16 protein-coding genes are annotated in these 21864 nt (G+C 72.9%); 7 read left to right on the forward strand and 9 right to left on the reverse strand.

The features are described 5' to 3' along the window. Positions 1-7 precede the first annotated feature (7 nt). Positions 8-2077, reverse strand: coding sequence for a LuxR C-terminal-related transcriptional regulator (locus CP970_RS34645; protein WP_055556654.1), 2070 nt, complete (start codon positions 2075-2077; stop codon positions 8-10). Here CP970_RS34645 and CP970_RS34650 point away from each other — a divergent pair. Beyond that, positions 2036-2515, forward strand: a complete 480-nt coding sequence (locus CP970_RS34650; protein ID WP_150494377.1) for an MFS transporter — start codon at positions 2036-2038, stop codon at positions 2513-2515. The genes CP970_RS34645 and CP970_RS34650 overlap by 42 nt on opposite strands. Here CP970_RS34650 and CP970_RS34655 read toward each other — a convergent pair. The 3 genes from CP970_RS34655 to hmgA are packed head-to-tail and all read right to left on the reverse strand — an operon-like array spanning position 2508 to position 5867. Next, the gene (locus tag CP970_RS34655; protein ID WP_055556658.1) at positions 2508-3722 is read right to left on the reverse strand and encodes a type ISP restriction/modification enzyme; all 1215 of its coding nucleotides are present in this window, start codon (positions 3720-3722) and stop codon (positions 2508-2510) included. The two genes, CP970_RS34650 and CP970_RS34655, sit on opposite strands and share 8 nt — an antisense overlap. A 25-nt stretch (positions 3723-3747) precedes the next feature. Continuing rightward, on the reverse strand, positions 3748-4497 hold the full coding sequence (locus CP970_RS34660) for a GntR family transcriptional regulator (RefSeq protein WP_055556660.1): 750 nt from the start codon (positions 4495-4497) through the stop codon (positions 3748-3750). Positions 4498-4541: 44 nt separating this feature from the next. After that, positions 4542-5867, reverse strand: coding sequence for a homogentisate 1,2-dioxygenase (gene hmgA, locus CP970_RS34665; RefSeq protein ID WP_055556662.1), 1326 nt, complete (start codon positions 5865-5867; stop codon positions 4542-4544). A gap of 100 nt (positions 5868-5967) precedes the next feature. Here hmgA and CP970_RS34670 point away from each other — a divergent pair, with 100 nt between their 5' ends. The 4 genes from CP970_RS34670 (at position 5968) to CP970_RS34685 (ending at position 11780) form a co-directional block, all read left to right on the forward strand. Continuing rightward, complete coding sequence (locus CP970_RS34670; RefSeq protein WP_055555459.1) at positions 5968-6612, forward strand: TetR/AcrR family transcriptional regulator; 645 nt, start codon at positions 5968-5970, stop codon at positions 6610-6612. 117 nt (positions 6613-6729) lie between these two features. Next, positions 6730-8967: a molybdopterin-dependent oxidoreductase gene (locus CP970_RS34675; protein WP_055555461.1), complete on the forward strand. Its 2238-nt coding sequence runs from the start codon at positions 6730-6732 to the stop codon at positions 8965-8967. Positions 8968-9102: 135 nt separating this feature from the next. Further along, positions 9103-10539 (forward strand): CitMHS family transporter, encoded by a 1437-nt coding sequence (locus tag CP970_RS34680; protein ID WP_055555463.1) that lies wholly within the window; start codon positions 9103-9105, stop codon positions 10537-10539. Beyond that, positions 10539-11780: an MFS transporter gene (locus tag CP970_RS34685; RefSeq protein WP_055555465.1), complete on the forward strand. Its 1242-nt coding sequence runs from the start codon at positions 10539-10541 to the stop codon at positions 11778-11780. Before CP970_RS34680 ends, CP970_RS34685 begins: the two co-directional genes overlap by 1 nt. Here the strand turns inward: CP970_RS34685 and CP970_RS34690 are convergent. Beyond that, on the reverse strand, positions 11764-12981 hold the full coding sequence (locus CP970_RS34690; protein WP_150494379.1) for a S8 family peptidase: 1218 nt from the start codon (positions 12979-12981) through the stop codon (positions 11764-11766). The genes CP970_RS34685 and CP970_RS34690 overlap by 17 nt on opposite strands. A gap of 431 nt (positions 12982-13412) precedes the next feature. On the opposite strand from CP970_RS34690, the gene CP970_RS34695 reads away from it, so the two are divergent. After that, a complete protein-coding gene (locus CP970_RS34695; protein WP_150494381.1) occupies positions 13413-14801 on the forward strand; it encodes an aldehyde dehydrogenase family protein in 1389 nt (462 codons plus the stop codon). A gap of 87 nt (positions 14802-14888) precedes the next feature. After that, a complete protein-coding gene (locus tag CP970_RS34700) occupies positions 14889-15971 on the forward strand; it encodes a Zn-dependent alcohol dehydrogenase (protein ID WP_055555744.1) in 1083 nt (360 codons plus the stop codon). A gap of 25 nt (positions 15972-15996) precedes the next feature. Here the strand turns inward: CP970_RS34700 and CP970_RS34705 are convergent, their stop codons facing one another. From CP970_RS34705 to CP970_RS34720, 4 genes are all read right to left on the reverse strand, one after another. Beyond that, entirely contained in the window at positions 15997-19323 is a 3327-nt protein-coding gene (locus CP970_RS34705) for an NACHT domain-containing protein (RefSeq protein WP_055555677.1), read from the reverse strand. Next, positions 19320-19697, reverse strand: a complete 378-nt coding sequence (locus CP970_RS34710) for a hypothetical protein (protein ID WP_055555679.1) — start codon at positions 19695-19697, stop codon at positions 19320-19322. The genes CP970_RS34705 and CP970_RS34710 overlap by 4 nt, the downstream gene beginning before the upstream one ends. Continuing rightward, on the reverse strand, positions 19694-20677 hold the full coding sequence (locus CP970_RS34715; RefSeq protein WP_055555681.1) for an urea transporter: 984 nt from the start codon (positions 20675-20677) through the stop codon (positions 19694-19696). Before CP970_RS34715 ends, CP970_RS34710 begins: the two co-directional genes overlap by 4 nt. 154 nt (positions 20678-20831) lie before the next feature. Beyond that, on the reverse strand, positions 20832-21776 hold the full coding sequence (locus CP970_RS34720; RefSeq protein WP_055555683.1) for a DMT family transporter: 945 nt from the start codon (positions 21774-21776) through the stop codon (positions 20832-20834). Positions 21777-21864: the final 88 nt, after the last annotated feature.

Raw genomic sequence — 21864 nt, forward strand, 5'->3', positions numbered from 1 at the left:
CAGGGCGTCAGGCCGCCTCCTCCCGCTCGTCGCGGAAGTCGAGCCCGGCCAGTTCGCCGCGCGACGCCACGCCCAGCTTCGGATAGGCGTTGTAGAGGTGGTAGCCCACGGTGCGCGGCGAGAGGAACAGCTGGGCGCCGATGTCCCGGTTGGTCATGCCGGTCGCCGCGAGCCGCACCACCTGACGTTCCTGCGGGGTGAGGTGTTCCAGGGGCGCCAGGCCGCCGCCGCGCCGCGCCCGGCTCTCGCCGGTGGCCCGCAGTTCGGCGCGGGTCCGCTCGGCCCAGGGCGCGGCCGCCAGGAGCTCGAAGGTGTCCAGGGCCGAGCGCAGCGGTGTACGGGCTTCGCTCCTGCGGCCCGCGCGGCGCAGCCACTCCCCGAAGAGCAGCTCGGTGCGGGCCCGTTCGAAGGGGCGGCCGTCGTCGGCGTGCAGGGCGAGCGCCTCCTCGTACGCCGCGCCCGCCGCCGGGTCGGGGGCGAGCAGCGCACGGCACCGGGCGGCGAGGGCGCGCGCCCAGGCCGCGCCCGCGTGCCGGGCCCATGCGTCGAAGTCCGCCGCCAACTCCCTTACGGAGGCGGCCTGTCCGGTCCGTACGGCCGCCTCGACGCGGTCCGGCACGCCGTACAGGACGGCGATCGTGCGGCCCGAAGGGCTCGCCGCGACGTCCTCGTACACGCGCAGCGCCGCCTCGTACCGGCCGTTGCCCAGCTCCAGGAGGCCGACGGCCAGCGCGCCCCACTCCTGTCCCGGAAGCACCTGGCGCGGATCGCCGCCCCGGCCCGCGAGGTCGCGGCAGCGCTCCTCGTCGCCGTCGAGCGCCGCGAGGTGGGCGAGGGCGCCCCTCAACTGCCGTGCGTAGTGCGGCTGTCCGGTGTCCTCGGCGATCCGCAGCCCCTCGTCCGCGCCGGGCAGCGCGCAGCCGTGCCTGCCCAGGAGGATCCGGGTGCGGGTGCGCAGCAGGAGCACCAGCGGCAGGAGGCCGAGCGCGCCCTGCTCGCGGCACTCGCGCTCCAGCTCGGCCACGAGGTCGTTGCCGGTCCGCACCTCGCCGAGCGGCGCGAACCAGGAGGCGATCGAGACCCGCTCGCGCAGGGTGTGCCGCTGACCGTGGTGCTCGGTCCGCAGCGTCTCGAACAGGGCGCGCAGCGGCGGGAGTCCGGCCGCAGGGTCGCCCGCGGCGAGCCGGGCGAGGCCCTCGGCGGCCGGTAGATAGGGTCCCGAGTCCGGCGGCGCCTTCAGACCGAGCCCGGCCAGGCGGGCGCCGATCCCGTCGATGGACTCCCGCTGTCCGGAGTGCCAGGCCGCCGCCATCGCCTCGTACGCCATGAACGCCGCTGTCCCCGGCGCGTGCGGGGCGATCTCGGCGGCCGCGTCGAGGAGCACCGAACTGGAGGTGTCGTACCTGCCCTGCTCGCGGGCGAGGGCGGCGCGTGCCTGCGCGAGTCGCGCGAGCACGGCGGGGTCGGTGAGGTGCGGGGCGACGAGGAGGGCGAGTTCCGCGGCGCGCTCGTGCTGGCCAGCGTCCGCGGCGGCCGACGCGGCGAGCGCGAGGCGCCGGGCGCGGTGGCCGTCCGCCGGGCTGAGCTGGGCCGCGCGTTCGTAGGCCGCGGCGACGGCCGCGTAGCCACCGCGCTCGCGGGCGTGCTCGGCGGTCTCCTCCAGGGCGGCGGCGACGTGTTCGTCGGGCTCGGTCGTGGCGGCGGCCAGGTGCCAGGCGCGGCGGTCCACGTTGCCCACGCAGGGCAGCGCGTCGGCGAGGGCGCGGTGGGCGGCGATGCGGTCGCCGACCGGCGCGCTCCGGTAGGCGGCCGCGCGGACGAGGGGGTGCCGGAAGGCGAACCTGCCGCCGTCGACGCCGATCAGCTCCTTGCGTTCGGCGGGCTCCAGATCGCTGACGGAAGCGCCGAGCGTGCTCGCCGCGGACGCGGTCACCGCGAGGTCCCCGGTGCCCTCCGCGGCCGCGACGACCAGCAGCGTGCGGGTCGCCCGGGGCAGGGCGCCGATGCGGTCCGCGAACGTCCGCAGGAGCCGGGAGTGGCCGGGCAGCGCGCCCAACCGGTAGTCGTACGCGGACATCCGGCCCTCCCGCTGGGCGGCGGGCAGCTCGCGCAGGGCGAGCGGATTGCCGCCCGACTCACCCCGGATCTGATCGCGTACGTGACGGGGCAGATCTCCCGCGTGCGCGGCGAGCAGCTCGGTGGCGGCCCCGTCGTCGAGTCCGGCGAGCCGCAGCTCGGGCAGTCCCTGTTCGGTACGCCGGTGAACGCGTCGATCATGGCCGCGGCGCCGCCCGGCATGCTCGGCACGAGCGGCGGGGTCGGCAACACCGCGCGCACCCTGGGCTTCACGGTCGGCCCCGCGATCGCGGCGCTCGCCCACGGCCTCGGCGGCGGGGGAGCGGCGGGCTTCCGCACCGGTGTCGTGGTGCTCGCCGTGCTGCAGGTCGCCGGGATCCTCGCGCTGCTGGCGGCGGGCGGCGGCGGGCGCGAGGCACCGGCCGACGGGGTCAGATGAGCGCGAACTGGCCGCCCGGGCCCTCTTCGTGGTGGTCGAGGACGGACGCCGGACGGCGCGCCGCGTCCGGCACCGGCAGGACGCCCGCCTCGCGCAGCCCGGCCGTGCCCGTCGTCGGCCCTTCGTCGAGCGCGTCCGCCAACTCCCGCCGCCGCGGCTCCAGTTCGCTCAAGAGCGTGAGTACGGTGATCAGTTCGAGGAGTTCGGACGTCCACGTCCCCGGCCAGGACGCCGGGCGGATCGCCTCAAGGGAGCCGGGGTCCTCGGGCTCGGCGGGCGGCATCCGGCGCAGGCACCACAGCTCCAGGACCCGCACGCCGCTCACCTCGAACTCCCACGCCCCGCGCGGCACCGGCGAGATGCGCCCCGCGTCCAGGCACAGCGTCTCCTCGTCGGCGTCGTAGGTGAGCGCCGTCGGCCGTGCGGGCAGCGGCGCCCGTACGTAGGGCCGCCGTCCCCCGGGGAGCTTCGGCCGGTCGCCGTCACCGCGCGCCTGGAGCCGCAGCAGCCGGTGCCCCAGCTCCGTGCCGCGCGCCCACACCTCGGCGTCGGAGGTCAGCGGCACCCTGCAGCCCGCGGCCGACGCCCGCGCGGCGGCCAGCGTCCAGGCGAGGAGGTCCTCGGGGGCGACATCGTGCCCGAGGGTGGCGGAGAGATGGGCGAGCAGCCCCGGTGCCACATTGGGTTCAAGCCCGCCGGGGCGGCGGAACAGCGGCCTGATCCTGCCCGGGCGTCCGGCGGGCGAGCGGCCGTCGGGCAGTACGGCCGAGGCGAGCACGGCGGGTCCCGTGGAGCCCGCGACGTGCCCCTGCTCCACGAGGAACAGCTGGCCGTCGCCCGCGACCCGCCACAGCTCGGGCCGTGCCGCGTCGATGAGCCGGTGGTCGGGGATCAGCCACTGTTCGTCGAAGGGGCCGTGCCGCACGCGCACCGGTTCCGGGCAGCGCCCCGACTCGGCGGCGAGCGGGCCCGTGCCGCCGGGGTGGCCGGGGAGCTGGGCGACCGTGGTGTGCGGGGTGCGCGAGCGCGAGGGGGAGAGCAGCCGGGCCCGCGCCGGTCCTTCCGCGCGGACGAAGGCGTCCCAACGGGCCTTCAGGGCCGCGGCGTCGGGGCCCATCGGCCACCCCCGGCCCGGCCGGAGCGGCGCGACGGACCACGGCATGAGGTCACCGAGCGGCGGCGCTTCGTCGTGCGTCACGCCCGGCATCGTACGACGTACCGCCGCCTCGACGTCACGTCGCGTCGAGCGTGACCGTGAAGGAGAAGCGGTCGCCGCGGTAGTGGATGCGGGCCACGTCGAGGGCGCGCCCCTCCTCGTCGTACGTGATGCCGGTGTAGTGCAGGATCGGGCTGAGCAGCGGGACTTGGAGGAGGCGGGCGGTCTCCGGATCGGCGAGCGTGGCCTCGACGGTGTCGGTGATCCGGCCGATGGTCATGCCCACCACGTCCCGCAGGACCTTCGTCATCGGCCAGCGCACGAGGTCGTCCGGGTCGATGCGGTCGGCCAGTTCGGGGCGGATGTAGTTGCGGGCGTGGTTGGTGGGTTCGCCGGAGAGCTCGTCGCCGCGCAGCCGGTGGTACGTCGCCACCTCGGCCGAGTCGGGGAAGTACTCGGCGAGTTCGGCGGGGACGGGCGCCGTGCCGTGCTCCAGGAGCTTGGTGCTCATGCCCGACTGCTGGGCCACGATCGCGTCGACCGAGCCGAGCAGCCGGACGGGGGAGCCGCGCTGGGCGCTCGGCTCGATGAACGTGCCGCGCCGCCGGTGCCGGGAGATGAGGCCCTCGTCCTCCAGCTCCTTGAGCGCCTGCCGCATGGTCAGCACGCTCACCCCGTAGTGCCCCGCCAGCTGCTCCTCGGTGGGCAGCCGGAGCGGGGCCTCGGGGGTGCGGCCGAGTATCGAGGCGCGCAGCGACTGCGACACCTGGTACCAGAGCGGCAGCTTCCGATTCAGGACGATCGAGTCCGGGGCGAAGGCGGTCACGGTCTCTCCGAATCGGTTGCGTGTGCTGCGTGCGCGGTCCTGCGTCAGCCGCGGAAGTGGCGTTCCAGACCCTGCCACACGTCGTCGTACCCGCGCTGCAGGTGGGACGCCTGAGCTGCCTGTTCCGTCGCGGTCACCGGCCAGCGCGTCTCGAACATGAAGGCGAGGCCGTCGTCGATCTTCTGCGGCTTCAGCTCGGCGGCCGACGCCTTCTCGAAGGTCTCGCGGTCGGGTCCGTGCGCCGACATCATGTTGTGCAGCGAGCCGCCGCCGGGCACGAAGCCTTCCGCCTTGGCGTCGTAGGCGCCCTCGATCAGGCCCATGTACTCGCTCATCACGTTCCGGTGGAAGTACGGCGGCCGGAAGGTGTCCTCGCCGACCAGCCAGCGCGGCGCGAAGACGACGAAGTCGACGCCCGCCAGGCCCGGGGTGTCCGAGGGCGAGGTGAGGACCGTGAAGATCGACGGGTCCGGGTGGTCGTAGCTGATCGAGCCGATCACGTTGAAGCGGTGCAGGTCGTAGACGTACGGGACGTGGTTGCCGTGCCAGGCGACGACGTCCAGCGGGGAGTGGTCGTAGGTCGCGCGCCACAGGTTGCCGCAGAACTTGTTGACGACTTCCACCGGGCCCTCGACGTCCTCGTACGCGGCGACGGGCGCGCGGAAGTCCCGTGCGCCCGCGAGGCCGTTGGCACCGATCGGGCCGAGGTCGGGCAGCTGGAAGGGGGCGCCGTAGTTCTCGCAGACGTACCCGCGCGCGCTCGCGTCGAGCGGCTCCACGCGGAAGCGGACGCCGCGCGGGATCAGCGCGACCTCGCCGGGCTCCGCGCGCAGCAGGCCCAGTTCGGTGCGGAGCAGCAGACCGCCGTGCTCGGGCACGATGAGCAGCTCGCCGTCCGCGTCGCTGAACACCCTGTCCCGCATGGGGGAGTTGGCGTGGTAGAGGTGGATGCCCATGCCGGTGCGCTGGGTCGCGTCGCCGTTGCCGCCGAGCGTCCACAGGCCCGCGAGGAAGTCCGTGCCGGGGGCGGGCTCGGGGAGCGGGTTCCAGCGCAGCCGGTTCGGGTCGGGCACCGACTCCGCGAAGGGGGCGGTGCGCAGCGCGCCGTTGTCGACGCGGGTGAACCGCGGGTGCGCGGCGGAGGGGCGGATGCGGTACAGCCACGAGCGGCGGTTGTGCGCCCGTGGCTCGGTGAAGGCGGAGCCGCTCAGCTGCTCGGCGTAGAGCCCGAGGGGAGCGCGCTGGGGAGAGTTGCGGCCGTGCGGCAGGGCGCCCGGCACGGCCTCCGAGCTGTGTTCGTTGCCGAAGCCGGAGAGATAGGACAGCCCTTCGGCGGTCTTCCGGGCATCGCTTGCGTGGTCCCCGCTCATCGTCGCTCCCTAGTCATGATTCCTATGGAACACCGTAGGATTCACTTTTTCCTTCCGCAAGAGGGAGCCAGGAACATGAACGGTGCTCTACTCTCCCGGAATGTCCCACCCGAACCCGCCCGAGGAACCCCGCCCGCTGGGCGCCCTGCGCCGCACGCCCGTCCAGCAGCGCAGCGCCGAACGCCTGACCCGCATCCTCGACGCCTGTGCCGCCCTCCTCGACGAGGTCGGCTACGAGGGCCTCAGTACCCGCGCCGTGGCGCAGCGCGCCGACGTCCCGATCGGTTCCGTCTACCGCTTCTTCGGCAACAAGCGCGCCATGGCGGACGCCCTCGCCCACCGCAACCTCGACCGCTACGGCGAACGGGTCGGGGCGCGCATGGCCGACGTCACCCCGGGTGACTGGCGCGGCGCCATCGACATCGCCTTCGACGAGTACCTCGCCATGAAGCGCTCGGTGCCGGGCTTCGGCCTCGTCGACTTCGGCATCCCTTCCGCCCCCGACGCGATGCCGGACGCCAACCTCGACGTCGCCGACCGCGTCGGCGACATCCTCGCCGCTCACCTCGGCCGCCCTCTCGACGCCACCTTGCGCCGCGCCGTCGTGGTCGCCGTCGAGGCGGTCGACTCGGTCCTCCAACTCGCCTTCCGCACCGACCCGTCGGGCGACGCGGCGCTGATCGTGGAGGCCAGGGAGCTGGTTCACGCGTATCTGACGCATCGGCTTGGCGGGGCGGGCGAGTAAGGGGAGGGTTCGCGCCGCGCGCAGGGGCTGCCCTCCATGCGTACCGGTCGGTATGCTCGATGGGTCCGCACGCCTCATGCCCGACGTGTTCGCACACCCATGCCCCGGGGAGGGCTCATGCCCCGTACCGCCCTGCGCATCTGCCCGCTCTGCGAAGCCACCTGCGGGCTCACGCTCACCGTCGAAGGCACCCGGGTGACCGGCGCGCGCGGCGACCGGGACGACGTGTTCAGCCGCGGCTTCATCTGCCCCAAGGGCGCCTCCTTCGGGGAGGCCGACGCCGACCCCGACCGGCTGCGGGCGCCCCTCGTGCGCAAGGGCGGGCGGCTCCAGGAGGTGAGCTGGGGCGAGGCGTTCGACGTCGTCGCGGCCCGGCTGCGGCCGCTGATCGAGGAGCACGGGCCGAACGCCGTCGGTGTCGTCCTCGGCAACCCGAACGTCCACACCATGGCGGGTGCCCTCTACCCGCCCGTCCTGCTCGGCGCGCTCGGCACCCGCAACCTCTTCACCGCGAGCACCGTCGACCAGATGCCCAAGCACGTCTCCAGCGGGCTGCTCTTCGGCGACGCCTTCGCCATCCCGGTGCCCGACCTGGACCGCACCGACCACCTGCTGCTCCTCGGCGCCAACCCCCTGGAGTCCAACGGCAGCCTGTGCACCGCGCCCGACTTCCCCGGCAGGCTCAAGGCGCTGAAGGCGCGCGGCGGCACCCTCACCGTCGTCGACCCGCGCCGCACCCGCACCGCCGCGCTCGCCGACCGGCACCTCGCGATCCGTCCCGGCACGGACGCGCTGCTGCTCGCGGCGCTCACCCGGACGCTCTTCGAGGACAAGCTGACCGACCTCGGCGCGCTGGCCGACCAGGTGCGGGACGTCGACGAACTGCGCGACGCCGTACGGGAGTTCACCCCAGAGGCCGTCTCGGAGGCCTGCGACGTGCCCGCCGACACCATCCGCGCGCTCGCCCGCGAACTGGCCGACGCGCCCACCGCCGCCGTGTACGGACGCGTCGGCGCCAGCACCGTCGCCTTCGGCACCCTCACCAGCTGGCTCGTCGACGTACTGAACGTCCTGACCGGGAACCTGGACCGCCCCGGCGGCGCCCTCTTCCCGCTCGCCGCCACCGCACAGCCGCCCCGCCCCGCGGGCCCCGGCAAGGGCTTCGCGCTCGGGCGCTGGCACAGCAGGGTGAGCGGACACCCGGAGGCCAAGGGGGAACTGCCGCTCGCCGCGCTCGCCGAGGAGATCGACACACCGGGCGAGGGAGCCGTGCGCGCGGTCGTCGCCATCGCCGCCAACCCCGTCCTGTCCGCGCCCGACGGCGACCGCCTCGACCGCGCCCTGGACTCCCTCGACTTCATGGTGAGCGTCGACCCCTATCTCAACGAGACGTCACGCCACGCGGACGTGGTGCTCCCGCCGCCCCCGCCCGCCCAGAGCGCCCACCACGACTTCGCCTTCAACGGATTCGCCGTACGCAACCAGGTCCGCTACACCCGCGCCGCGATCCCCCTGGAGGAGGGGCGCATGGCGGAGAGCGAGATCCTCGCCCGGCTCGTCCTCGCGGTGAGCGGCATGCACGGCGCCGATCCTGCGGCGGTCGACACGATGGTCGTCGACAACACCCTCGGCAAGGCCGTGAAGCAGCCGCACTCGGCGGCGTACGGCCGGGACCCCAAGGAGCTCGCCGGGCTCCTGACCGGCGAGGACGGGCCCGAGCGGCGGCTCGACATGATGCTGCGCCTCGGCCCCTACGGCGACGGCTTCGGCGCACGCCCCGAGGGCCTGACCCTGGCGCGGCTCCTCGCGCATCCGCACGGCATCGACCTGGGACCGCTCGCCCCGCGCGTGCCCGAGGTGCTCAAGACCCGCAGCGGACGCGTCGAGCTCCTCCCGGAGCCGCTCGCCGCCGAGCTGCCCCGGCTCGCCCGCGCGATGACCGAGGCGCCCGCCGCACTCGTCCTGGTGGGCAGGCGCCATCTGCGGTCCAACAACAGCTGGATGCACAACGTCCGCACCCTGGTGGGCGGCTCCAACCGCTGCACCCTGCACATCCATCCCGACGACGCGGCCCGCGCCGGTCTCGTGGACGGCGGCCACGCGCGCGTGGCCGCCGCGGGCGGGCAGATCGACGTGCCGGTGGAGGTGACGGACGCGGTGCGCCCCGGAGTGGTGAGCCTGCCGCACGGCTGGGGCCACGACCGGCCCGGCACCCGGCTCGCCGTCGCGGCCGAGGAACCGGGCGCCAACGTCAACCAGCTCCTCGACGGCACGCTCCTCGACCCGCTCTCCGGAAACGCGGTGCTCAACGGCTTCGCCGTGCAGGTCACCGCCCCGGCCCCGGCGTTTACCTAGCCCTACCGCGTTGACCTGGAGTTTTGCGCTTATTGCTCGCGCGTCAACATCTTGTTAACACTTCCGAGGGGGTCCTAACGTCAGCCGGACCGCCAGACCTGGTGGCAGTTCGATGGTGAACGTTAGGTAGCCCCCATGCTGACAATCCTCGGATTCGTCATGATCGCCACCTTCCTGGTGCTGATCATGATGAAGAAGATGTCGCCGATCGCGGCACTGGTGCTGATTCCCGCGCTCTTCTGCGTGTTCGTCGGGAAGGGAGCCCATCTCGGGGACTACGTCCTCGACGGCGTCGGCAATCTGGCGCCCACGGCGGCCATGCTCATGTTCGCCATCGTGTACTTCGGCGTCATGATCGACGTCGGCCTCTTCGACCCGATCGTCCGGGGCATCCTGCGCTTCTGCAAGGCGGACCCGGTGCGCATCGTGGTCGGCACCGCGGTGCTCGCCGCGATCGTCTCGCTGGACGGCGACGGCTCGACCACCTTCATGATCACGGTCTCGGCGATGTACCCGCTGTACAAGCGCCTCAAGATGAGCCTCGTCGTGATGACGGGCGTCGCCGCGACCGCCAACGGCGTCATGAACACCCTGCCCTGGGGCGGCCCGACGGCCCGTGCCGCCACCGCCCTGAAGGTCGACGCGTCCGACATCTTCGTCCCGATGATCCCGGCGCTCGCCATGGGCCTGGTCGCGGTCTTCCTCCTCTCGTACGCCCTGGGTCTGCGCGAGCGCAAGCGGCTCGGTGTCCTCTCGCTCGACGACGTCCTGACCAAGGAGACGGCGCAGGACGACGAGACGGTCCTGGTCGGAGCCGGTGACGAGGACGGTGACGGCGGCCGTACGAAGCTCACGAAGAAGTCGACCGGATCCGTCGGGGGAGCGGGCACCGACGCCGACGCCACGGACGAGGACGCGGACGACGACGGTTTCCAAGGTCTCGACCCGCACCGCGCCACCCTGCGCCCCAAGCTCTACTGGTTCAACGCGGGCCTCACCGTCCTGCTGCTCACCGCCATGATCATGGAGTGGCTGCCGATCCCGGTGCTCTTCCTGCTCGGCGCCGCGCTCGCCCTCACCGTCAACTTCCCGCACATGCCCGACCAGAAGGCCCGGATCGCCGCCCACGCGGAGAACGTCCTCAACGTCACCGGCATGGTCTTCGCCGCCGCCGTCTTCACCGGCGTCCTCCAGGGCACCGGCATGGTCGACAACATGGCCGACTGGCTGGTCGACGCGATCCCGGAGGGCATGGGCTCGCAGATGGGCCTGGTGACGGGCCTGCTCTCCATCCCGCTCACCTACTTCATGTCCAACGACGGCTTCTACTTCGGCGTCCTGCCGGTCCTCGCCGAGGCGGGCCAGGCGCACGGCGTCGGCACCCTGGAGATCGCCCGCGCCTCCATCGCCGGACAGGCCCTGCACATGTCGAGCCCGCTGGTGCCCGCCGTGTACGTCCTGGTCGGCATGGCCAAGGTCGAGTTCGGCGACCACACCAGGTTCACCGTCAAGTGGGCCGTGCTCACCTCGCTCGTGGTGCTCGGCTCCGGAATCCTCTTCGGCATCATCTGATGCCCGACGCGTCGACCGGGCCCGGTGGCAGGGGCTGGCTGCTCCGTCTCGTCATCGCCTTCAGCTTCGCGCAGGGGGCGGTGTCGATGGCGCGGCCCGCCGTCTCCTACCGGGCCCTCGCGCTCGGCGCCGACGAGCGGGCGATCGGCGTCATCGCGGGCGTGTACGCGCTGCTCCCGCTCTTCGCCGCCGTACCGCTGGGCCGCAGGACCGACCACGGGCGGTGCGCGCCCCTGCTGCCCGTCGGCGTCGTCCTGATCTCCGGCGGCTGCGCGCTCAGCGGCACGGCCGACTCCCTTGCCGCGATGGCCGCGTGGAGCGGTGTGATGGGGCTCGGTCACCTCTGCTTCGTGATCGGCGCGCAGTCGATCGTGGCCCGCCAGTCGGCGCCCGCCGAACAGGACAGGAACTTCGGCCACTTCACCATCGGCGCCTCGCTCGGACAACTCGTCGGGCCGATCGCGGCGGGCGCCCTGATCGGCGCCGACATGGACCGCACCAGCGCGCTCGCGCTCCTCGTCTCGGCGGCGGTCGCGGCGGTCTCGCTCACCTCGCTGTGGCGCATCGAGCACGTGCGCGCCGCGCCGTCCGCGGAGCCCGCCCCACGGGTTCCGGTGTTCGGCATCCTGCGCACCCGGGGCGTGCCCGCGGGCATCTTCATCAGCCTCGCGGTGCTCTCGGCGACGGACATCCTCACGGCCTATCTGCCGGTGGTCGGCGAGCACCGGGGGATCGCGCCCGCCACGGTCGGTCTTCTGCTCTCGCTGCGGGCGGCGGCGACCATCGCGTGCCGCCTGGTGATGACACCGCTGATCAACCTGCTCGGCCGCGCCGTCCTGATCGTCGTCACCTGCGTGCTCGCCGCGTTCCTGTGCGCGGGGATCGCGCTTCCCGTACCCGTGTGGGGACTCGGCGTGATGCTGGTCCTGCTGGGCTTCTGCCTCGGCGTCGGCCAGCCGCTGTCGATGACGACGGTCGTGCGGGCCGCGCCGCCCGGCGCCCGCTCCACGGCCCTCGCGCTGCGCCTGACGGGCAACCGGCTCGGCCAGGTCGCCGCCCCCGCGGGCGCGGGTCTGATCGCCGGAGTGGCGGGCGTGGCGGCGCCGTTCGTGATGCTGGGCGGGCTGCTGCTCGTCGCGGCGGGGCTCGGCGCGCGGAAGAGCCCCGGAGGCGCGGAACGCCCCCGGGGCACTGCTGACCGTGCTGACCGTGCCGAGCGGAGAGTTACTGAACGATCTTGAGCAGCTTGTTCGGGGAACCCGAACCGGGGCTGGTCACGACGTTCGGCGTGGCGCCGTTCACGAGGGCGGTGGAGACCTGGGCCGGGGTGGCCGAGGTGTGTCCCGCCAGGTAGACGGCGGCCGCGCCCGCGACGTGCGGAGTGGCCATCGACGTACCCGAGATGGTGTTGGTGGCGGTGTCACTGGTGTTCCAGCCCGCCTTGATGTTCACGCCCGGCGCGAAGATGTCCAGGATCGAGCCGTAGTTGGAGAAGCTGGCCCTGGCGTCGGTGTTGCTGGTCGCGCCGACCGTGATGGCCGCGGGGACCCGGGCGGGCGAGGAGTTGCCCGCGTTGGCGTTGTCGTTGCCCGCCGCGACCGCGTAGGTGACGCCGTCGGCGATGGACTTCTTCACCGCGTTGTCGAGCGTGGTGGAGGCGCCGCCGCCGAGCGACATGTTGGCCACGGCGGGGGCACCCGCCGCGTGGTTGCCCGTCACCCAGTCGATGCCCGCGACGACTCCCGCGGTGGTGCCCGAGCCGTTGTTGTCCAGCACGCGGACCGCCACGATCTTGGCCTTCTTGGCCACGCCGTAGGTCTTGCCCGCGATGGTCGTGGCGACGTGCGTGCCGTGGCCGTTGCCGTCCTGGGCGGTGTTGTCGCCGTCCACGGCGTCGTAGCCGTTGACCGCGCGGCCGCTGATCTCGGAGTGCGTGATCCGCACACCGGTGTCGATCACGTACGCGGTGACGCCGCCGCCCGCGCTGTCCGGGTAGGTGTAGGTGCCGGAGAGCGGGAGCTTCGCCTGGTCGATGCGGTCCAGGCCCCAGGGGGCGTTGGACTGCGTCGCGGTGGCGTGGAGTCTCTGGTCCTGCTCGACGGAGGCGACCGCCGGGTCGGCGGCGAGTCTCTTCGCCTCCGTCGCGCTGAGGCCACCGGCGGCGAAGCCGTTCAGGGCGGACTTGTAGGTCTTCTTCACCGAGCCGCCGTACTCGGCTATGAGGTCCTTGCCCTGGCTCGTGGCGGCCTTGAGGCCGGAGCTGTCCTTCAGGGTCACGAGGTAGCTGCCCTTGACCGCGTCGGCGGAGCCTGCGGCGATCACGGTGCCTTCGGCGGGGGCGGAGGCCTGGGCGGGCAGTGCGGCGACCGTACCGATGACGGCGGCGGTGGCGGTCGAGATCGCCGCGGCGATCACAGTCTTCTTGCTGCGGAGCATGGCCATTACGAGGGAGTCCTCCTCATAGGCGGCGCGCCCGGGGTCGGGCGTCGCGACTGTGGGGGGTGTGCGCGTGATCGCACACACAGATGGGAGCGGCCACTGCCGCTCCCGTCGCGTTCAGTAGCGTGGCGGCTCCACGGGGTCAGATCAAGAGAGTTGACGCCTTGTCATGCAGCTGTCACACAACAGAAGTTGAATTCGGGGCGAATGAGACTGGAATGTCCAAGGGTGGGGGCGGGGGCGTCAGGGGTGCCCCGTAAGGGGCGCGGGGAACGGCGCGCTCAGCCACAACGAACCCGCACCTACACCCGCACCTACACCCGCACCTAAGTCACGGCCTCCCCCGCTCCCGGCCCGGGCGGAAGCCCCACCCCCTGGTGCCAGAAAACTATCAACGCTAGTTTGTGGTCCTGACGACTATCTGGAGGACGGCGATGAAGCCCCACGACGGCATGTACATCGACGGCGCCTGGCGCCCGGCCGCGGGCACCGGCACCATCACGGTCCTGAACCCCGTGGACGAGCGGCCCGTCGGCGAGGTCCCCGCGGGCGACGCCCAGGACGTCGACGCCGCGGTGCGCGCCGCCCGAGCGGCCCTGCCGTCCTGGTCCGCGACCCCGCCCGCCGAGCGCGCCGCGCTGATCGGCGCGCTGCGCGACCGGCTCGTCGCCCGCAAGGACGAGATCGCCGAGACCGTCACGGCGGAGCTCGGCTCCCCGCTGGCCTTCTCGGAGGCGGTCCACGCGGGCGTACCGATCCTGGTCTCCGGTTCGTACGCGGAACTCGCCGCGACGCACGCCTTCGAGGAGCGGGTCGGCAACTCGACCGTCTACCTGGAGCCGATCGGCGTGGTCGGCGCGATCACGCCCTGGAACTACCCCCTCCACCAGATAGTCAACAAGGTCGCCCCCGCGCTCGCCGCGGGCTGCACCGTCGTGCTCAAGCCCGCCGAGGACACCCCGCTCACCGCGCAGCTCTTCGCCGAGGCGGCCCACGAGGCGGGCATCCCCGCGGGGGTCTTCAACCTCGTCACCGGGCTCGGCCCGGTCGCCGGGCAGGCGCTCGCCGAGCACGAGGGCGTCGACCTCGTCTCCTTCACCGGATCGACGGCGGTCGGCAAGCGGATCGGCGCCACGGCGGGCGCGGCGGTCAAGCGCGTCGCCCTGGAGCTCGGCGGCAAGTCCGCCAACGTCATCCTGCCGAGCGCCGACCTCGCCAAGGCGGTCAACGTCGGCGTCGCGAACGTGATGTCCAACTCCGGCCAGACGTGCAGCGCCTGGACCCGCATGCTGGTCCACACCGACCGGTACGACGAGGCGGTGGAGCTCGCGGCCGCGGCCGCCGCCAAGTACGGCCCCCGCATCGGCCCCGTCGTCAACGCGAAACAGCAGGCGCGCGTGCGCGGTTACATCGAGAAGGGCGTCGAGGAAGGCGCCCGGATCGTCGCGGGCGGCCCCGAATCGCCCCAGGAACAGGGCTATTACGTCCAGCCGACGGTCTTCGCCGACGTCACCCCCGAGATGACCATCGCCCAGGAGGAGATCTTCGGCCCGGTGGTCTCCCTCATCCGCTACGAGGACGAGGAGGACGCCCTGCGCATCGCCAACGGGACCGTATACGGCCTCGCGGGCGCGGTGTGGGCCGCCGACGACGCGGAGGCGATCGCGTTCGCGCGACGCATGGACACAGGACAGGTCGACATCAACGGCGGCAGCTTCAACCCCCTTGCCCCGTTCGGCGGTTACAAGCAGTCGGGCGTGGGCCGCGAACTCGGCGCGCACGGTCTCGCGGAGTACCTCCAGACGAAGTCCCTCCAGTTCTGAGCGTCCTGAGTCCTCTGAGTCCTCTGAGTCCTCTGAGTGTTCTGAGCCGCCCGACCCCCTCCCGCACCGCCTAAGGAGTACGTGAACGTGGTCCGCGCCGCCATCCTCCCCGCCGTCGGCTCCGCCCTGGAGATCGCCGAGATCGACCTGCCAGAGCCGGGCCCCGGCCAGGTCCGGGTGCGCCTGGCCGCCGCCGGGGTCTGCCACTCCGACCTGTCCCTGACCAACGGCACGATGCGCGTCCCGGTGCCCGCCGTGCTCGGCCACGAGGGCGCGGGCACGGTGGTCTCCGTCGGCGACGGCGTCACCCACGTCGCGCCCGGTGACGGCGTCGTCCTGAACTGGGCGCCGTCCTGCGGCAGTTGCCACGCCTGCTCACTCGGCGAGGTGTGGCTCTGCGGGAACGCCCTCGCGGGCGCGGCGGACGTCTACGCCAAGCGCCGGTCGGACGGCGGCGACCTCCACCCCGGCCTGAACGTCGCCGCGTTCGCCGAGGAGACGGTGGTCGCGGCAGGCTGCGTCCTGCCGGTGCCCGACGGCGTCCCGCTCGCCGACGCGGCCCTGCTCGGCTGCGCCGTCCTGACCGGGTACGGCGCCGTGCACCACTCGGCGAAGGTCCGCGAGGGCGAGACGGTCGCGGTCTACGGCGTCGGCGGCGTGGGCCTCGCCACGCTGCAGGCCGCCAGGATCGCGGGCGCGGCGCAGATCATCGCGGTCGACGTCTCCCCGGAGAAGGCGGAGTTGGCGCGCGCGGCGGGTGCCACGGACTACGTGGTGGCCTCGGAGACGACGGCGAAGGACATCCGCAAGCTCACCGGCGGCCACGGCGTCGACGTGGCCGTGGAGTGCGTGGGCCGCGCGGTGACCATCCGCACGGCCTGGGAGTCCACCCGCCGCGGCGGCCGCACCACGGTGGTCGGCATAGGCGGCAAGGACCAGCAGGTCATCTTCAACGCCCTGGAACTCTTCCACTGGGGCAGGACCCTCTCGGGCTGCGTCTACGGCAACTCCGACCCGGCCGTGGACCTGCCGGTCCTGGCCGGTCACGTCCGGGCGGGCCGCCTCGACCTCGCCACCCTGGTGACCGACCGGATCGGCCTCGACGACATCCCGGCGGCGTTCGAGAACATGGTCGCGGGCAAGGGAGGTCGGGCGCTGGTGATGTTCTGAGTCGGGTGCCCAACTCCAGGCTGGCTCAGGTGCCCAGCTTCAGGCGGGCCAGGGGGAGCACGGACCTGGCAGGAGCCGTGAACCCGCTCCGGTGCCGCGAGACACTGTGGATCAGCCATCGATCGCCTGACTGGAGCTTGATCTGGTCCAGTACGCGGGCGCGGAGGTCCTCCGACCAGTACGGGTTGTTCTCGGCCAGCTCGGTCAGTTCCCAACTGTCCGCGGACGCGAGGGCCCGAGCGATGTCGCGGTCAGTGGGGGCGGCTCCATCGGCGCGCAGCAGGTTCGTCAGCGGCCATTCCTCGTGCCCGGTGTCCGTGGGCGCGATCCAGTGGGCTTCCAGCGCCTCCCAGTTCTCCGGCAGGTCGCTCAGCTCGGCGATCGTTCTGCACAGGCTCCGGAAGGTGACGTCATCGAGCAGGCGGCGCGCCCGCTCGATGACGTCGCGTGCCGACCCCTGGCCGGTCCTCCCGGCGGGCACGGACCATCCTCGACGGGTGAGTCGTCGTGCGAGCCCGACGAACTCCGCGTCGTCCCGGCAGTCGGAGAGCGTCAGCAGGGCCGACTCGTACGAGATGCTGAGATCGCTCTCCTCAGGGATGCACGCGATCACCTCGCGCAACTGCTCGGCCCGTACGGTGTCCAGGTCGTGGCGCAGGCCGTAGTCGCAGAGCGGTACGAGCAGGTTCTCGGCGACAGCGCTCAGGCGGGCGCGCACGCCGCCGCGGCGTGCCGACCAGATGTCCCAGACTTCCGCGGCCAGCGCCTCGACGCGCTGATCGGTCACACCCGGCGTGACCCAGTGCATGGCCGCGAAGGGGAAACCGCTCGACGCCACCCGGGCGCCGATGGCGCCATGGCGCAGGTACGTGTCGATGTCGTGCAGGCCTACCCCGGCCGTTCTCCAGCGCTCCTCCGCGGCATACCAGGCGTGGGCGTCCAACGGCCCGGTGGGCCGCGCGGTGACGAGGCCCTCCCGCAGGGGCCACGGCAGCATCCGCCACGCCGAGAACTCGTTGAAGTCCGCCCGCTTGCGAGCCAGCGAGGCGAACGTGGCCGCGCGGGGCGCGCTCACGGCCTCCGCGACCTCGCGCCATGCCGCCCAGTGCGGGTGGCAGTCGTCGGGCGGCGTGGCCAGCGGCTCCAGCCACGTCGCGTCTGTCAGGGACAAGGGTCCTGACAACGGCCACATGTTTTCGAGCTGGATGCCGTTGAGCCCGTGTGAGGTTGCCCCGGAATGCATCACGTGCCAGGCGGCCCATGCCCACGCGGGCAGCTCGTCGACGGACCGCACGAGCGAAGCGGCGTCCACGGAGTGCGGATCCGCGCGCCGGAGAAGAGCGGTGAGTTGTTCGGGCCCCACGACTTCGGGGACCGCGATGTCCAGCAGGAGCCGGGGAAGCGCGGCGGGGGAGGCCCCTTCGAGATGGGTCCGTGCCGCCCGCACCGCATGACTGTTCCCCGACTCCGCCAGCTTGTTGAGGAATCGCCAGAGGTTGCGGTGCGAGACCCGGGCGGGCGGGTCCGACTCCAGGAGGCCGAGGAGTTCATCGACCCGGGGTCCGTCGAAGAGGCCCCCGGCCGACGCGGCGAGGCGGTCGGCACGGCGGGCGAGGTCGGCGATGACGTCCGCGGTGGGTAGGAGGTGCAGTCGGTAACGGTCCTCCAGCTCGGGCATGTCCGCCAAGAGGTCGACAGCCAGCTCCGCCCCTCTCAGCTCCAGCGACGCGACGCCGGAGAACTGTGCCAGGTCCAGCTCGGCCAGCGTGGTGATCACCGAGTCCCGCAGGTCCCGCTCGCCCAGGTGCTCCGTCTCGAAGGCCGCGGTCGCCATGAACCTCGCCACGTTGCGCCAGGGTTCGGCCTCGGCGGCCGCGCGGAACCGCTCGCGCACCAGCCGCTCGTCACGCGTCCCGGCGAGATGGGCGGCGGCCAGGAACTCCACCAGGGACTTGATCTGGAAACCCACGATGTCGGAGTCCACCCCGACGATCAGGACGAGCCGCTCCCTGGCGAAGCGGAGCAACTGCCGCACCACGTCCGCCTCGTCGTCGCCCGGAAGCACCCCGGTGTCCCGCACCACGGACTCGGCGATCCCGGCGAAGTCGGCGGCGCGGATGCCGCGCACGTCGTGCTGCTCCTCGCCCGCGACGATGATGTGGAAGGCGGCACGCCGGTGCAGTTCGTCGACGAGCCCCCGGTAGCGCTCCAGGAACGTGCCGAGTTCCCCGCCGCGCCCCTCCTCGCGGGCGTACACGTGGTCGTAGTAGCGGGCGAACAACCGGTGCCGTCCCGTGGGGAGTTCACCCGAGTCGGCGAGGATCGAGACGACGAGGGCGACGTGCAGCGGCGTGTTCAGGATGTCCGGCAGATCGCTGCGGACACCGGCCCCGCGGAAGAGGGCGAGCAGCCGCTCGCCCTCGGGGCCCGTGCCGACCAGGGCGGCCGCGTGCCGCTCGGCCTCCTTCGGGGTGAGGTCCGTCAGGGACCAGGCGGCGAATCCGTGCGGGCGCAGCTCGTCCCCGTACGCCTGCGGTCGTGAGGTCACGACGATCGAGGTGTCGGCCCGGTCCAGCTGCATCTCGTCGGCGAAGTCCATGACGTGGCTCATGACGGCACCGCGATGGTGGGGGGACACCTCGTCGTATCCGTCGAGGACCATGACGGTGGGAACGGCGCGGGCCAGCGCGCGGACCCGGTCGGTGGCGATCTCCGTCTTGAGGAGACGTGCGTAGCGATCGGCGAGGAAGTGCCAGAGGGAGCACCGGATTTCGGCCGCCCCGCTCAGGTACGAGGCGAGCGCGTCGGCTTCGATCCAGAGGGGGAAGCGCGCCGTCGTGGGCGGGGTAAGGCCCAGTCTGCGCAGTCCGCGATCGACGCGTTCGAGTTCCGCGACGGTCTGCGGGGAGAGCAGCTCGGCGTCGAAGCGCCGCAGCAGCGCGGCCCTGTGCAGATGCGTGAGCATCTGTACGGCGGTGGTCTTGCCTTGGCCGGGGCCACCGGTCAGGACGGTCCGGAAGGACGGCCGTTCCATCTGGAGATACTGCTCGACGAAGAACCGGTCGGCGCCCTGAAAGCGCTCCTCGCCCCCGCTGTCGGACGGCAGCCAAGCGAGGAGGTCCACGAAGACGTCCGCGATGCTGCGGCGTTCGCGCGCGAGGGACGGATCGAGCAGCCCGACCGATGCCCCGTCGTTGAACTCCCTCTGCAGGACCCGCAGCAGGAGGTGCTCGATCCGGCGTGCGTCGCTCTCGGCCGGGGATCCGGCGCCGGGCAGGCTGAGATGGACGTCGCCGTGGAAGACGGCACCCGGCGCGTTGAGCCCCGACGACCCGTCGACGTGATTGCTCACGACCCGCCGGTCTCCGCCTCGTCGCCGAAGTTCATGGTGACGGGCCCGGTGAACGTCGCCCCCGGCGCGTTCAGGCCCCGGGAGTCGTTGACCGTGTTGACCTGCGGCGCCGAAGGGCCGAACCGGCTGGTGAGCGTCTGGAGTTCACGGTGGAAGTCGGGGTCGGATGCGGCCAGCTCCCGCAGCGCCCCGCCCAGTCGGCGCACGGCCTCGGGGTCCGTCGCGTCCCGTTCGTCGAGCACGGCCAGGACGCCGGAATCTCCCGCGAACCGCTCGCGGAGCCGCTCCCAGAGTGCGGCGGCCGCGCTGGTCCCCAGCTGTCCCCAGGCCCCGCCGAGCGCGGCGGCGGCCAGTGCGTCGAAGGCGATACTCATGCCGTCACGGTATCGCCCCGCTCCGGCCGCGAAGGGCCCGAACCGGCAAGCCGCGGAAAGGACTTGGCGCCTGCCAGGAACACGAGCGTGGTCAGCACGAACGGCCAGGTGAAGGTGTGTCCGCCGGACGGCGCGAAGAGTGCGGACAGCGCCGAGCCGACCGCCGTGGCGGCGGCGGCGCCCACGAGCGCGTACGCGAGGGTCGCCGTCCGCGCGGGCAGGAAGACGCCGCACAGGGCGAGCGCCACGAGGACGGAGTTGTAGCCCATCGAGCCGTCGGTGATCTGTGCGGCGGGGGCGCCGAGCACCCAGGCCGTGGCGATGCCGACCGCGCTGCCCAGGGCCGCCACGGCGGCCGCGCGGCGGCTGGCTATCAGCAGCCCGGCGAACAGCAGAGCGCCCACGTACCACTGCGGCATGAAGAAGATCTGGGCGAAGTCCGCGAAGAAGGCGCGGGCCAGTTCGGCGGGGCGTACGACGGTGGGGCCCGTCGCCGCGTGGGTGAGGGCGGCGAGTGCCTCGCCGTGGTGCCAGACCCGTTCGAAGCCGGGCGCCGCGATCGTCATGGTGCTCGCGATCAGGCAGTACGGGAGGGTCAGCGAGGGCAGCCCCCAGACGCCGAGGACATTGACGACGGCCGAGGTCACCACCGTGACGACCACGCAGCCGCCGATGGCGAGCAGCGCCGTCGAGAGGTGGTCCGCACCCAGGAACACGGCGAAACAGAGCGCCGTCAGACAGGCGTTGAAGCCTTCGAGCCCCGTGGTGACCCTGTCCCTGTCGGCGCCGAGGAACCGCGCCGTGGCGGTGCCCACGGCGGTTCCGACGAGGCCGTAGAGGCCGTAGCGCCAGCCCGCGGCGAACAGCGCGACACAGAAGACGGCGCCCGCCGCGGCGCTCGGCAGGAAGGTGACCTGAGCCTGTCCGCGCAGCACCGAAGCGCCGAACCCGACGGCGCGGGCGCGGCTGTTGGAGAGCACAACGGGCGGCCCGTTGCCGTTAGTTGAAGGTACTGCCGGGCTCTCCGCCGAGTCCTCGGCTGAGCTCCCGCTGTCCGTCGCATCCGTCGCATGCCCCACGGCCACTCCCGTGTTACGTCCTTGTTTCGTCCGGCAGGACGGATGCAGATTACATCTACCTGTCGGAAAGCGTGCTCTCCGGGGTGGCGGCGGCCCGTGCGCGGGGACGGGAGCGTGCCACCGCGACCCCGGCCAGACACAGCGCGCCGCCGCCGAGCGTCACCGCGCCGGGCACCTCGTCGAGCGCCAGCCACGACATCGCCACGACCAGGGCGGGCACGGCGTAGGTCGTCGCGCCCATGCGGCTCGCGGTCGTACGGGCGAGTGCGTACGCCCATGTCGTGAAGGCGAGCGCGGTCGGAAAGACGCCCAGATACAGCATGTTGAGCGTCGCGGACGCGGGGGCGTGGCCCATGTCCTCTGCGAGCTGGCCCGCGAACGGCAGGCAGCCGACCGCGCCCACCAGGCAGCCGAACGTCGTCACCTGCAGCGCGCTGGCGCTGCCGAGCGCGGGCTTCTGCGCGACGATCCCCGCCGCGTACCCCACGGCGGCGATCAGGCAGAGCGCCACACCGAGCACGGACGCCTTCCCCTCGCCCGACATCGAGAGGCCGACGGCGATCACGCCCGCGAAGGACACCGCCATCCCGGCGAGCAGGCGGGGCGGCAGCGCGTCGCCGAGCAGGCGCGAGGCGAGCAGCGCCACGAGGATCGGTCCCACGTTCACGAGCAGCGCCGCCGTGCCCGCGTCGACCTGCTGCTCGCCCCAGTTGAGGACGACCATGTACACCCCGAACCAGAGGAGCCCGGACACGGCGATGCCCGGCCAGGCGGCCCGCGGTGGCCAGCCCTCTCTGCGCACCGCCCAGATGACGCCGAGCGTCAGCGCCCCGGCGAGCAGCCGGCCGAGCGCGAGCGCGCCGGGCGAGTAGGCGGCCCCCGCGCTGCGGATGGAGACGAAGGCGGAGGCCCACATGACGACGGTGAACGTGGCGGCGGCGCCCGCGAGCGTCGCGGGCCGACGGAACCAGGGGAGGGGTGCGGGGTGGGAAGAGGGCATGACCAGAGGCTAGGTCGGGAACGGTTCGGCCCCCACCGAATTATCCCGGCGCGGTCCGCGCCCCTAAGGGGCGCGGGGAACTGCGCGC

It is taken from the genome of Streptomyces kanamyceticus, from assembly GCF_008704495.1.
Taxonomy (GTDB): domain Bacteria; phylum Actinomycetota; class Actinomycetes; order Streptomycetales; family Streptomycetaceae; genus Streptomyces; species Streptomyces kanamyceticus.

Excerpts from the sequence above, each read along its gene's own strand:
- CP970_RS34645 (WP_055556654.1), bottom strand. The coding sequence starts at position 2,077 with ATGTCCGCGTACGACTACCGGTTGGGCGCGCTGCCCGGCCACTCCCGG.
- CP970_RS34655 (WP_055556658.1), bottom strand. The coding sequence starts at position 3,722 with ATGCCGGGCGTGACGCACGACGAAGCGCCGCCGCTCGGTGACCTCATG.
- hmgA (WP_055556662.1), bottom strand. The coding sequence starts at position 5,867 with ATGAGCGGGGACCACGCAAGCGATGCCCGGAAGACCGCCGAAGGGCTG.
- CP970_RS34670 (WP_055555459.1), top strand. The coding sequence starts at position 5,968 with ATGTCCCACCCGAACCCGCCCGAGGAACCCCGCCCGCTGGGCGCCCTG.
- CP970_RS34675 (WP_055555461.1), top strand. The coding sequence starts at position 6,730 with ATGCCCCGTACCGCCCTGCGCATCTGCCCGCTCTGCGAAGCCACCTGC.
- CP970_RS34680 (WP_055555463.1), top strand. The coding sequence starts at position 9,103 with ATGCTGACAATCCTCGGATTCGTCATGATCGCCACCTTCCTGGTGCTG.
- CP970_RS34685 (WP_055555465.1), top strand. The coding sequence starts at position 10,539 with ATGCCCGACGCGTCGACCGGGCCCGGTGGCAGGGGCTGGCTGCTCCGT.
- CP970_RS34690 (WP_150494379.1), bottom strand. The coding sequence starts at position 12,981 with ATGGCCATGCTCCGCAGCAAGAAGACTGTGATCGCCGCGGCGATCTCG.
- CP970_RS34695 (WP_150494381.1), top strand. The coding sequence starts at position 13,413 with ATGAAGCCCCACGACGGCATGTACATCGACGGCGCCTGGCGCCCGGCC.
- CP970_RS34710 (WP_055555679.1), bottom strand. The coding sequence starts at position 19,697 with ATGAGTATCGCCTTCGACGCACTGGCCGCCGCCGCGCTCGGCGGGGCC.
- CP970_RS34720 (WP_055555683.1), bottom strand. The coding sequence starts at position 21,776 with ATGCCCTCTTCCCACCCCGCACCCCTCCCCTGGTTCCGTCGGCCCGCG.